The sequence below is a fragment of the Nostoc commune NIES-4072 genome (assembly GCF_003113895.1).
Lineage (GTDB): Bacteria > Cyanobacteriota > Cyanobacteriia > Cyanobacteriales > Nostocaceae > Nostoc > Nostoc commune.
The window spans coordinates 2,551,587-2,564,203 of the sequence record NZ_BDUD01000001.1 but is presented as its reverse complement, the minus strand read 5'-3'; the positions used below and the strand labels follow the sequence as shown (position 1 = coordinate 2,564,203).

Annotated in this window: 10 protein-coding genes; 4 read left to right on the top strand and 6 right to left on the bottom strand. The window is 43.0% G+C overall.

The genetic code is table 11. The features are described from left to right. Window positions 1-26: 26 nt before the first annotated feature. On the bottom strand, window positions 27-1,232 hold the full coding sequence (gene queA, locus CDC33_RS11335) for a tRNA preQ1(34) S-adenosylmethionine ribosyltransferase-isomerase QueA (protein ID WP_244919199.1): 1,206 nt from the start codon (window positions 1,230-1,232) through the stop codon (window positions 27-29). Window positions 1,233-1,504: 272 nt separating this feature from the next. Here queA and CDC33_RS11330 point away from each other — a divergent pair, with 272 nt between their 5' ends. After that, entirely contained in the window at window positions 1,505-1,894 is a 390-nt protein-coding gene (locus tag CDC33_RS11330) for a hypothetical protein (protein ID WP_012412259.1), read from the top strand. 70 nt (window positions 1,895-1,964) lie between these two features. On the opposite strand, the gene CDC33_RS11325 is transcribed toward CDC33_RS11330, so the two are convergent. Further along, the gene (locus CDC33_RS11325; protein ID WP_109008567.1) at window positions 1,965-2,501 is read right to left on the bottom strand and encodes a YraN family protein; all 537 of its coding nucleotides are present in this window, start codon (window positions 2,499-2,501) and stop codon (window positions 1,965-1,967) included. 23 nt (window positions 2,502-2,524) lie between these two features. Between CDC33_RS11325 and CDC33_RS11320 the strand changes: the two genes are divergently transcribed. Then, window positions 2,525-3,121, top strand: a complete 597-nt coding sequence (locus CDC33_RS11320) for a pentapeptide repeat-containing protein (RefSeq protein ID WP_109008566.1) — start codon at window positions 2,525-2,527, stop codon at window positions 3,119-3,121. 95 nt (window positions 3,122-3,216) lie between these two features. On the opposite strand, the gene CDC33_RS11315 is transcribed toward CDC33_RS11320, so the two are convergent. From CDC33_RS11315 to CDC33_RS11305, 3 genes are all read right to left on the bottom strand, one after another. Continuing rightward, the gene (locus CDC33_RS11315; RefSeq protein WP_146195803.1) at window positions 3,217-3,594 is read right to left on the bottom strand and encodes a hypothetical protein; all 378 of its coding nucleotides are present in this window, start codon (window positions 3,592-3,594) and stop codon (window positions 3,217-3,219) included. A gap of 320 nt (window positions 3,595-3,914) precedes the next feature. Continuing rightward, window positions 3,915-7,178, bottom strand: a complete 3,264-nt coding sequence (locus CDC33_RS11310) for a beta strand repeat-containing protein (protein WP_109008564.1) — start codon at window positions 7,176-7,178, stop codon at window positions 3,915-3,917. Window positions 7,179-7,755: 577 nt separating this feature from the next. Continuing rightward, window positions 7,756-9,510, bottom strand: a complete 1,755-nt coding sequence (locus tag CDC33_RS11305; RefSeq protein ID WP_109012539.1) for an N-acetylmuramoyl-L-alanine amidase family protein — start codon at window positions 9,508-9,510, stop codon at window positions 7,756-7,758. Window positions 9,511-9,596: 86 nt separating this feature from the next. Here CDC33_RS11305 and pyrG point away from each other — a divergent pair, with 86 nt between their 5' ends. Beyond that, window positions 9,597-11,234, top strand: coding sequence for a CTP synthase (gene pyrG / locus CDC33_RS11300; protein ID WP_109008563.1), 1,638 nt, complete (start codon window positions 9,597-9,599; stop codon window positions 11,232-11,234). Between the two features lie 94 nt (window positions 11,235-11,328). After that, entirely contained in the window at window positions 11,329-11,751 is a 423-nt protein-coding gene (locus tag CDC33_RS11295) for a hypothetical protein (RefSeq protein ID WP_109008562.1), read from the top strand. 9 nt (window positions 11,752-11,760) lie between these two features. Here CDC33_RS11295 and CDC33_RS11290 read toward each other — a convergent pair whose 3' ends face one another. Then, window positions 11,761-12,396, bottom strand: coding sequence for a type I restriction endonuclease subunit R (locus CDC33_RS11290; protein ID WP_109008561.1), 636 nt, complete (start codon window positions 12,394-12,396; stop codon window positions 11,761-11,763). Between the last annotated feature and the right edge of the window lie 221 nt (window positions 12,397-12,617).

The window sequence follows — 12,617 nt, the reverse complement described above, 5'->3', positions numbered from 1 at the left end:
GTCTCCCAAATCTTGTACAGACGCGATTAATCGCGTCTCCCAACTCCCATAGATGACGGCAAAATTAGCATTGCATCGCCGAATGAATAAAAGCGATATCCAAAAGCGATCGCTTCGTTGTATATATTCAATAACCGTTGTCTGCCAATTAGCGCACTTACCAACATCAGCAAACTTGAACGCGGTAGGTGAAAATTGGTAATTAAACCATCCACCACCCGCCATTGGTAGCCGGGATAAATAAATAGGTCTGTTTTGCCGCAAAATGATTGTAAATTCCCAGATTGAGCCGCCCCTTCTAAAGCCCGTACTGCTGTTGTTCCTACAGCAATAATTCGACCGCCAGCTGCTTTAGTGGCCCGGATTTGCTCTACTGTAGCGGCGGGAACTTCAATCCATTCTTCGTGCATCTGGTGGGTAGTTACATCCTCCACTTCCACAGGACGAAATGTACCTACACCAACATGCAGCGTTATAAAAGCTTGATGGATATTGCGATCGCGCAACTTTTGTAATAATTCTGGGGTAAAATGTAGCCCTGCCGTAGGAGCTGCGATCGCTCCTGGCTGTTTAGCATAAACTGTCTGATACTGCTCATCAGCAGCTTCTGAGGTAGTTATGTACGGTGGTAGCGGTACTTCACCAAATACCTCTAACAGTTGTATCAAAGATTTTCCCTCTGGCACATCAAATTGCAACAAGCGCCCCCCGGTTGCTGCGTCTGTTTCTAGAACTGTAGCCGTGAGTTGGGGACTGGAGACTGAGGACTGGGGACTAGGGACTAGGGAAGAATCTTCCCAATCCCCAATCTCTAATCCCCAACCCCTAGTCTCCGCTTGCCTTGCTTCAAAAATAATCTTCGTTCCGTGTTTGAAGCTTTTTCCTGGCTTAACCAAAGCTAACCAACAGTTATACTGCCGTTCTTCCAACAACAACACCTGGATTTTACCACCAGTGGATTTATGACCATAAAGCCGCGCTGGAATGACTCTTGTATTGTTCATAACCAACAAATCACCAGAGCGCAGCAGTCCAGGCAAATCATGGAAAATGTGGTGCAAGGGTGGTGTTTCAATGCCCGTAGTTGGAGAATCAACAACGAGTAACCGTGAGCTATCTCTAGGAACTGCTGGGTTTTGGGCAATGAGTTCTGGAGGTAGTTCGTAGTCATAGCCAGCTACCGAGCAATCTAATTCAAAATCTTTTTCTTGTGGGCGAGAGGTATCTTTCAAATTGGCTTCTACTAGTTTTTGGTTTATTTAGTATTTATACTCTCTTAAAAAAGCTTGTTTGAGCTTCTCCTTCTAAAGGAACTTTAAGGGATTTTCGTTCAGTTTCATCACTTGACTATAAGATGGGTACTATTAGGTAACATGGAAAAATTAACATAAAAATTGGGTAAACCTCCCCATCTAAAAACGGGGGCTTTTACCCTACCGGGAATAGGCAATGATTGACGAATATATATATGTAGGATTGGCTTTGATCCCAAGCACCAACAAACATGGAATACTTGTACTATCTGGCAAATGCCAGTCTAACCCTGAGGGTCGTTCAACACCTGCACGCTAGACCCCAGACACCAGTTTCTTTCGTCACCGTAATTCATCAAATTGATGGCTGGGTGGTTAGGATCAAACTCAAAGGTCAAGTCTCGCCCCAAGAAGATGGCGACTTTCGCGCTTTTCTAAATGAATTAGGAATTAGCTACGAACCGCCAATGAGGGTACAGATGGCACTTTGGAGTTTGGAAGCGGGACAGTGCCCTGTGGACGTAATGCGTCGCTATCAGGTTGCGATCGTCTCTCATGGTAGCCCAGAGAGAGATGAAATTGAAGCATTCCGGCAACAATTTGTCCGGGGCTTAGGCTACTGTCCAGAAACTTTGGCGTAATCCTATTTGGTTTTAACGCCATTACAAAATTATTGGTCATTGGTAATCAAAATATTTTATCGATTACCGATTAACCATTATCAATTGAAGAGTCGAAAGCTGCCAGAATGTATTCTTGCAGCTTAAACTTATATCCGGCGGCTGATGAAGTAGCTAGAGCTTCCTGGCTTGCTGTAACCCCAGTCAGATTTTTTGATATCCTTTGACAGTAGACAATAGCAACATCAAATCGACAAGAATAATCTGCTTTCTCAGGGCACTGGGCTAAAAACATTCCAGCTGTTCGCCAGATTTTTGCTTGCTTTTGTGGGGTGATTGCGCTTCTTCCCCCTGCATCCCAACTACCTGAACTGCGGGTTTTGACTTCCACAAATGCTAGTAATGAATGGGGAGTGGGGAGTGGGGAGTGGGGAGTGGGGTATTCTCCCTTGCTTTCCTGCTCTTTCCCAGTTACTCCATGATATTCAGCAATAATATCAATTTCTCCCCAGCGACTAGAAAAGCGACGATGGAGAATTATCCAACCTGTAGATTGCAACCATTGGGCTACTAGGTCTTCTCCTAATTCACCAATATCTGGATAATGAGATGGAGGAAGGTTAGCCATTGACTAAAAATATCATGAATTCTATGAATTCTAGGTTAAGCGATGCCTGCGGCGGGCTACGCCTACGCATAACAGGTTCTAAGGGAAACTCATTCCGTACTGAGTTGGGGCACAAGTGTAAAACAGACCATAAGATTTGGACAAGTATACTCAGCTTATTCCTTTGGGGAATAGTTGGCATCACGACAATGGTCGGTTTTGCTCCCACAGCTTTGGCACTTGAATATAACAAAGAAATTTTGGTTGACGCTGATTTCTCAGGACGTGATTTAACAGATTCCAGCTTTACCAAAGCTAATCTTCGCCAGAGCAACTTCAGCCACGCTAATTTGCAGGGTGTGAGTTTCTTTGCAGCAAATTTGGAGTCTGTGAATTTGGAAGGAGCTGACTTGAGAAATGCCACTTTAGACTCAGCTCGTTTAGTCAGAGCAAATTTGACAAATGCACTGTTGGAAGGTGCTTTTGCTGCTAATGCCAGATTTGATGGCGCAATCATTGACGGGGCAGATTTTACCGATACGCTGCTGCGTTCCGATGAGCAAAAAAAATTGTGCAAACTTGCTAAGGGAACTAATCCCATTACAGGACGAGATACGCGTGACACGTTATTTTGTCCTTAGTATTTTTTAGCTGGGAATTGGGAATCGGGCATTAGGCATTGCTTATTCCCCATTCCCCATTCCCTACTCCCCATTCCCCATAATATATTCAACACCTACCAACCACTGACACCAATCTTTTGACAAACAATTTTCATTCCTTTGCCTGGTGAAGAACTTGCTACAAAAGGGATTTCTCCTTTTTCCTTATCCTCTTCAAGTAGCTGTCCTTCTGGCCCGTAAATCGCAATGCGATTGCGAAAAAGCCGCGATTCTTTGCACGAGGCATCAAAGGTAGTCTCGAAGACGCCATCTCCGTAGATACCGTAAAGTTTGTATGTGGTGCCCTTAATAGTTTCCATGTCCAGAGCTACGCTGTTTCCCAATTTATCATGCCCTACAGTGATATATCTTTCTGCATCTTGAGCGAATACACTGCCACTACTCAATAAAATAGCGATCGCTCCCACCATGCCGCATATCTTAAAATACATACGCTTTAAAAATATAAGATTTCATATATTTTTATCCGCAATCAAAGTGGTTTTAGCAGGGTAGAAGTACTGAAATCAAGACGGAGCAGAGTGTTATACTACTTCGCAACACCTTATGGGAAGCGTAAAGCACTAAATAGGGCTTGCTGATATTGCCATACGTTGTACACAATGCAAGAGTTACTGAGTCCAGCAATATACGCTCAAAGTGTTTCCGTAAAACTACCCAAAATGACTTGCATTGAGCAATCGAATGAGAGATGCTAAAAATAGCACCTCCCAAACTGTAGCGCTTGGTAATAGCAGAGTGCTAATAAGGATTAAACAACCACAAAATTCTTTTCGGTTACTGATAATCCAGCAGATAATTGTGCAAATTGTACCTGAGTAGACCCAGACGCACTGCCATCAAGGTCAAAGAACAATCCACCAGTAGCGCTATTGTAGATAAATCGCTCTTCACTACTAGTTGCAGATGTTCCGAGGGTAAACTGACTTGTCTCAAGTGTACCTGATGATAACCCGCCACCAAAGCCAGCAGCTGATATCTGAATCAGTTCATTAGTCGCGTTAAAGTCATAAATAGTATCAATACCTTCATTGAAACTATTGAAAGCAAAGGTGTCAGTACCAGATCCTCCAATTAGACTATCATTACCTTTGCCACCTGTGAGGGTATCATTGCCATTACCACCTGTAAGTGTGTTCTTACCAGACGCACCAAAAGCTGTAAGATAATCATTGCCATCGCCACCAGAGAGGAGATTATCGCCTGTTGAATAGTCAACAATCAAGCGATCGTTACCAGCACCACCGTTGAGCGTGTTATTGCCAGAAACAGTATAAACTCCGTATGAGGAGTATAAGGAGGCTGAACCAGAGGCATTAAGAGAATCATTCCCATCGCCCCCAGAGAGTAGGTTATTCCCTGATGAATAGTTTGTAACTAAGTTATCATCACCAGTGCCACCATTGAGGGTATTATTGCCAGAAACAGCATCAAGATAAAACTCGCCTCGGTAGTCGTTGTAGTCACCAGAGATATTAAGAGAATCATTTCCATCGTCGCCAGAGAGCAGATTATTCCCTGATGAATAGTTAGCACTCAAGTAATCCTTACCTGCACCGCCGAAAATTGTATTATTTCCACCTGCCCCATTTATCGTATCGTTGCCATTGCTCCCCACTATAGAATCATCGTATTCTGTACCTGAGATATTTAATTGTTCGATATTCTTATAAGTAACGTGACTCGTGCCTGCTGTGATCGAGCCAGTGTTAGTAGCAGCATCGAATGCCGAAGTAATTCCGTCGCTAGTAGTATAATTATACAACGACAACAAATCGTCACCTATCCCTCCATCGATGGTATCGTTGCCGCTATTGCCCCCGTGGAGTGAATCGTTGCCATTGCTCCCCACAATCAAGTCGTCGTAGTCTGTACCATAAATATTTAATCCTTCGATATTCTTGTAACTAACCTGACTCGTGCCTGCTGTGATCGAGCCAGTGTTAGTAGCAGCATCGAATGTCGAAGTGATGCTCTGGGTTGCACTATAGTAAGAGAACGATAAGTAATCGTCACCAGCGCCGCCATCTATTGTATCATTTCCACTAACGCCCGCATTTATCGTATCATTACCATTGCTCCCCACAATTAAGTCATCGTATTCTGTACCTGAGATATTTAATTGTTCGATATTCTTGTAATTAACCTGATTCTTGCCTGCTGTAATTGAGCCAGTGTTAGTAGCAGCATTGAATGTCGAAGTAATTCCCCCAGTAGCATAGATATACGAGACTTCTAATAAATCGTCACCTGTCCCTCCATCTACTGTTTGAGTTACTAAGTCAGACGGGGAAGTATATAGAACCAAAGAGAAGGAATCATTGCCATCGCCTCCAGAGAGTAGGTTATTGCCAAACCCGCCATCAAACCTTCCAGAATAGTCATAGTAGCTAGAGATAAAGAGAGAATCATTGCCATCGCCTCCAAACAACAGGTTATCGCCTGTTGAATAGTTAGCAATTAAAGTATCGTCACCAGCACCACCGTCGAGGGTGTTATTGCCAGAGGTGTCAAAACCGTACCTATCAGAAGGGTAGCTAGAGGCACTAAGAGAATCATTGCCATCGCCTCCAGAGAGTAGGTTATCGCCTGTTGAATAATCAGCACTTAAATTATCATCACCAGCACCACCGTTGAGGGTGTTATTGCCAGAGGTGGCATTGGTATTTCCCCCGTCGTAGTCGATGTGAGTCCCAGAAGTGGAGAGAAAATCATTGCCATCGTCCCCAGAGAGCAGGTTATTACCTGTTGAAGAGGTAGCACTCAATTGATCGTTACCAACGCCACCGTTGAGGATGTTATCGCTTGTTGAATAATCAACACTCAAGTAATCGTTACCTTCACCGCCAAAAATTGTATCATTACCATAACTTGGATCATTGCCACTACTGCCCCCACAGAGAAAATCGTTGCCATTAGTCCCCACAATCAAGTCATTGTAGATAGTACCTCTAATATCTAATCGTTCGATATTTTTGTAGTTAACCTGATTCGTGCCTGCTGTAATCGAACCAATGTTAGTGGTTGCATTGAATGTCGAAGTCATTCTCCCCGTAGCATTGGTATAATAGGCTTGTAAAAAATCATCACCTTTCCCTCCATCTACCGTTTGAGTTACTAAGAAAGAGGGGGCAGTAGATGAAGCCCTCAAAGAAAAGGTGTCATTGCCGTCTCCACCAAAAAGCAGGTTATCGCCTGTTGAACCCTCAACACTCAAGTAATCTTTACCAGCACCACCGTTGAGGGTACTATTGCCTGTTGAATCCTCAGCATTCAAGACATCGTCACCAGTACCACCAACGAGGGAGTTATTGCCCATACCACCAATTAGGGTATCTTTCCCTGCACCACCAATGAGAGTATCATTTCCCGTACCACCCCGCAGCAAGTCGTTACCACTTTTGCCGTCGATTTTGTCATTACCGCCCTGACCATTAACCACATCATTTGAGTCGTCTAAACCCGTAATTTTGTTGGATAGGTCATTGAGGAAGGTTACCGTGTTTTTCCTGCCCAGCTTAGTTTCGGTGGAGTTGGCATCAAAAACATCAAAGCTGTCGGTGATACTAGTTTGCCCATTAAACAGGATATTGCCAATCGCTGGTGTTGCTCCAGTTGCTTTCTGGTTCTCCAAGTTTTCTAATTTGAAGTTTTGCAGAATGACTATGGTTTCATTTACCCCTTCAAACGCAATTTCTAAATTGTTGCCATTCTGGGTAAGCAGCAAATTTTCGGCACGAAAGAAGTCATAGCCGTCGAATTTTAGGGTGTCTACTTCGGCAATGACTGCTGCTGTTGGGTTTGTTCCTTTACCGACGCCACCGAAATCGGTGATAGTATCAGTGCCGTTGAACACGTCAACGATTTTAAACTTATCCTTGCCGCCACCACCAGTCAAAGTGTCGTTGCCATTAGTAGCTGTGATGGTATCGTTGCCTGCAAGACCATTAATCGTGTCCGCTAACTCGCTGCCGACTAGCGTATCATTACCCTTGGTTCCAATTATATTTGCCATAACTTTTACTATTTCAATCAATTTTTTCAGTAACTTCAGTTGTCAATTTGCTATAAGTGCTATTTTCGGGCACTAAAATCCGCCTCAAGGTTGATACTTGCGGTATACTTTAGTACACTAATTTTGATACTCACTTAAATTTTTGGTTTCGGTTTAGGAGTGTTATTGAGGCAACGCTCTTGCATTTAACAGAGGTTTATTGAGGAATTATGCAAGAGCCGAAGAATCGTTTCTTCTAAACTCGACTTTATCCATTTTTTAGCAACACTCAAGCGTGGAAGGTGATTTGGTGACTTCTGATGGAGATGCAACTGTTTTCTGAAAACCAAGAAATGCTAGATATTGCTCAACCTGAAGTTAGTTGGTCATCTGGAAGTTGAGCAATTTGTTGTTGAAGTTGACGGCGCCGCTCAAGCATAGTGATCGGACACCTCTGAGGAACTACTGAAGTTTCATTTTACTTAATTGATACAATAGGAATGGTTTTGACGATCGCACTATAAAAGTCACAAAGTTTGAACAAAGAGCGATCGCACTCCACCAAATATCATAAAGAACTAGTGTTGTACCTCAAAATTTATCTCACACTCCTAAACCACTCAGTAATTCCCTGAGCGATCGCATTTGCCGTTTTTTTCTGTACCTCTGGGTTGACTATCTGCTCAAATTCATCGGGATTGCTCATAAAACCCAATTCCAGCAACACTGATGGTGCAGCAGTTGGACGTGTCAGCGCCAGGTTATCCCAAAACACACCATAAGAAGGTTTGCCGATTTTTTTAACTACATACTTCTGTAAAAACATTGCCAGGTTATGGGCTTGGGGTTGATACCAAAAAGCGGCGAATCCCTTAGTTTTTTCGGCATCGCCATCATCGGGTAAGGAATTGTGATGTATCGAAATAGCGATCGCAGGTTCTTCTTGACTGATAATTGCTTGACGTTCTGCTAGAGAAAGTTCGCGATCGTCCTCCCGTGTCATCACTACCGTTGCTCCTCGCTCCACCAAATCATCCCGCAGCAACTTGGATACCACCAAATTTAAATCTTTTTCTAAATATCCAGTTGGCCCACTGGCACCAGTTTCTTTACCTCCATGCCCTGGATCTAGTACAATCTTGAAATTAGCTAAAGGCTTGCGTCTTGTGTTACCAATTTTCGGCGGATGACGCAAAGCTAAAACCAGGGTTGTACCGTCGTATCTTAACTTATATCCCCACTGTTGAGCTTTTTTGAGGTTAAAGGTGTATTTTACTTGTTCTGGAGCCTCCTGTTGCCAATCTAGGCGAGAAATTAGAGGGTCATCATCCAGACGAATAATGTCCGTTTGGGCAGTGGTATTGTAGAGAGTGAGAGCGAAAGCACCCTCACTTTGTTGCACGCTCACAGGTACGGGAACTTGTAAGGGGAAAACTATCTCTGTCGCACCAGGGAGTTGACGGTATCCGACACTGCGAATTATTGTCTGTGGCGGAACTGCACCAGGGAGAATGCGGGTTTCTTTACTATTAATCCAAGCGCCATAGTCTAGGCGCAACCATTCACCTTCCCTACCTGTTACTGTTGCGCGTGTGCCTTTGGGCAGTGGTGTAAGTCGAGAATAATCGGTGCTTGGGCCAGTGCGAGCCACGCCTGACTCTACTGTAACCTCAGAAACTGGCAACTCTGCTCTTGAAAGGATTTGAATTTTACCAGTCCCTGGTTGAGTTATCGTCTTGCCATTGAGCGTCAGTTGAAACTGAGGTTGTCCCAAATCGGCGGCTGTTGCCACTGTGGTGCAACCTTTATAATTGCCTACGCTAGACTGGGCATAAGGCTGATTTTGCCCTGTCAAAGCTGCCAAATTACTTGGTAGCTGTGCCTGTTGAGGTTGTGGTGGAAGGGCAATAATTTGATTAGCCAACTTGACAGATACGCTAGCGTTAGGGGGTGCGATGGCGCTAAAACAAATTAGCTCTCCCGGTAGTCTGGCAATGTCAACTGCGGGAGTCAGGGAATCTTTAGCAAAGGCTAACCCCTGTGGTAGCTCAGGATCAGTGGGAAGCCTTGTCACTTTAATCTGGAGTTCTTGATTGTCGTGACGCACAGTAAAAAGATTTTCCCCCAACTGCAAGGGGAAACTAGGGGAAAAATGACCAGCTTTGCTGCGGGTAATTGGCTTACTATTGATCAAAACCTGACCATCTGGTGGTGCAGTCCCCAGAAAGAAGATTTTTTGGGAACTCGTCTGGTAGCTTGTTTGGGGAAAAACGACTTTAAGAGATGGCTCTGCCAGTGCTACAGAGGAGGTGACAATACAGCCTAATATTACTAATCCTAAAAGGTTTTTCACAAGCTCAATCACAGAAGATTACACCACAACAACTGTGGCACAATGGCGGGATGTATTTTTAGAAGTTGTTAAAAATTCAAACTAGTATGACTAAGTTTATTTTTGTAACTGGGGGCGTAGTTTCCAGTATTGGTAAGGGCATTGTAGCAGCAAGTCTAGGGCGTTTGCTCAAGTCGCGCGAATATTCCGTGTCGATTCTCAAACTTGACCCTTATATCAATATCGATCCTGGCACAATGAGTCCCTTTCAGCATGGGGAAGTATTTGTTACCCAGGATGGTGCAGAAACAGATTTGGACTTGGGACATTACGAACGCTTTACCGATACTTCGATGTCGCGGTTAAATTGTGTAACTACTGGCTCGATTTACCAGGCAGTTATCAATAAAGAGCGGCGCGGAGACTACAATGGCGGCACTGTCCAGGTTATCCCTCATATTACTAATGAAATAAAAGAACGGATTCTGCGAGTTGCCAAAAGTACAAATCCATCTGTCGTAATTACAGAAATTGGCGGTACGGTGGGAGATATTGAATCACTGCCGTTTTTGGAAGCAATTCGCCAGTTCCGCAAAGAGGTAGGAAGGCAAAATGTGCTGTATATGCACGTAACGCTAGTACCGTGGATTGCTTCTGCGGGTGAAATGAAAACGAAGCCAACACAGCATTCAGTTAAAGAACTCAGATCCATTGGCATTCAACCAGATATTTTAGTTTGTCGGAGCGATCGCCCCTTACCCAAGGGATTAAAACAGAAATTGTCTGGATTTTGCGATGTGCCGGAAGAATGCGTCATCACCTCCCAAGATGCCAAAAGTATCTATGAAGTGCCCCTGAATCTAGAACGGGAAGGAATGGCAGAACAAGTGCTGAACTTGCTGCAAATGGAACAGCGTAAACCAGATTTGACGCAGTGGCAAACCTTGGTACAACGGTTACATAGTCCCAAGCATGAGCTAGAAATTGCCATTGTCGGTAAATATGTGCAGTTAAGTGATGCTTACCTATCTGTAGTAGAAGCATTAAACCATGCGGCAATTTCCACTTATGGCAAACTGCGCCTGCGTTGGATAAATTCAGAAAATTTGGAAACCCAACCGCCCGAAACTTATCTTGAAGGTGTCGATGGCATAGTTGTGCCAGGAGGTTTTGGGGTTCGGGGGGTGGATGGTAAAATTGCCGCCATTAAATACGCCCGCGATCGCCAAATTCCCTTTTTGGGTTTATGCCTGGGGATGCAATGTTCTGTAATAGAATGGGCCCGGCACGTAGGGGGATTAACAGGTGCTAATAGTGCTGAATTTGACCCTCATACATCCGATCCGGTAATTAATTTATTGCCAGGACAGCAGGAAGTAGTCGATTTAGGGGGTACAATGCGCTTAGGGCTATATCCTTGTCGTGTTCTTCCTGATACACTAGCTTTCAAGCTTTATCAAGAAGATGTGATTTATGAACGACATCGACATCGGTATGAGTTCAACAATTCTTACCGCGATTTGTTGTTAAAGTCTGGCTATGTAATCAGTGGTACTTCTCCTGATGGACTCTTAGTTGAAATTGTGGAATTACCCAAGCACCCATTCTTTCTTGCTTGCCAATTTCATCCAGAATTTCAATCGCGCCCCAGTAGCCCTCATCCTTTATTTAAAGGATTTATTCAAGCAGCGATCGCTCTTTCTCTTTCAACTTTAGGTACACCAACACCATTGGAGGTTTCATAACAATTCATAATTAATTGCAACATTAACTTAAGGCTACAGTAGATTTGGATATACAGGGTGCATCATTTGTAAATTTCGGACTTGGGGAGATGTTGTGGCGTACTGGGTGAAAATCCTTTACGAAAGGAGAGAATATGTAGTTAATTTTGAACGTGTCCATGCTTTTTGTTATGAACTGAACGGTAGGGTTACTTTTTGGTTACCCGATAGTGCCATACCGATAGTGATTAACCCGCAAAGTAACTTGGAAGATTATCAAAAAATTCTCTATTATTTAGAATGTGTGATTGGATTGGAATTAGATCATGCCCACTGGGTAAAAATCTATTACGATAAAAACGAATATGTAATTAATCTCAACTGCATCAGTTCTTTTTGTCATGAACCGAATGGCAGGATAACTTTTTGGTTGCCAGATGGCACTATCCCCATCATCATCAACCCTGTGAGTAATCCTGAATCTTATGAAAAAGTTGTAAAATACGTTAAGAAAGCAACTGGATATTCTTTGTCTTAGTATTACAAATTACGAATTACGAATTACGAATAATTCTCCAACGCGCTTCAATACACTGAGTACTTGCTGTAGTTCTGCATCACGTTCAATTGATAGCGCATCAGATCGGGCATACCAAGGATGTTCTTGTTGAATCAATTTGACAAAAACAAATTCCCTACCGTTGATTAGTAAACCAAAAGTTGGTTGTGCAGGATTTGGACAATCAAGCATATAAGTGAGTGCTTGAGGTAGGGCTGTCATCACATCAAATTTACTGCTTTTAGATTCGATGATAAGTACCCAAAAACGTTTTTGGATAACAAGAACATCAATGTTTCCTTTAACGATAAAACTTTCGTCTTCAGCAGAAATCTCAACAGAAGTCTCGGTTTCGATTTCAAAAGGAAGTTGATAAAACCCAGCTAAATCGAGTAAAGGAGATAGCACTACCATTTTTACCGTCTCTTCTGACATCAGACGGTGCTTACTCAAATTTAAATAGTTACTTTTTACTCGTGCGATCGCTTGCTTTTGGGCATCAGTCAGAGTGGGTAAATTTTCTGTCCATTCTGGAAAAAAGTTGGTGTCTGTGGCTAGTTGCAAACCAAATTTTTCTTCTAAGTCGTAAAGACTGATGTCTCTAGCTGGGATTGTTTGAACCATAATTTTAAATCGTGAATATTGTTTAATCGCAAAAATCAAAGAACATAGGCTCTTCGTACTTGTTATGCTAAATTACTTTGATAAAACCCTAAAAACCTTATTTTTCAAGATAATTAACATTTTATGATTTACTCAATGATTTTAGCTTTTAACCTTATTTTTTAAGTCAATTGTTGATGTTTAACTAATAATTTGGCATAACTGGTACTGAAGAACCAGAA

What these genes read in the sequence shown, in the direction of transcription:
- CDC33_RS11330 (WP_012412259.1), top strand. Translation starts at nt 1,505, where the DNA reads ATGGAATACTTGTACTATCTGGCAAATGCCAGTCTAACCCTGAGGGTC.
- CDC33_RS11325 (WP_109008567.1), bottom strand. Translation starts at nt 2,501, where the DNA reads ATGGCTAACCTTCCTCCATCTCATTATCCAGATATTGGTGAATTAGGA.
- CDC33_RS11320 (WP_109008566.1), top strand. Translation starts at nt 2,525, where the DNA reads ATGAATTCTAGGTTAAGCGATGCCTGCGGCGGGCTACGCCTACGCATA.
- CDC33_RS11315 (WP_146195803.1), bottom strand. Translation starts at nt 3,594, where the DNA reads ATGTATTTTAAGATATGCGGCATGGTGGGAGCGATCGCTATTTTATTG.
- CDC33_RS11310 (WP_109008564.1), bottom strand. Translation starts at nt 7,178, where the DNA reads ATGGCAAATATAATTGGAACCAAGGGTAATGATACGCTAGTCGGCAGC.
- pyrG (WP_109008563.1), top strand. Translation starts at nt 9,597, where the DNA reads ATGACTAAGTTTATTTTTGTAACTGGGGGCGTAGTTTCCAGTATTGGT.
- CDC33_RS11290 (WP_109008561.1), bottom strand. Translation starts at nt 12,396, where the DNA reads ATGGTTCAAACAATCCCAGCTAGAGACATCAGTCTTTACGACTTAGAA.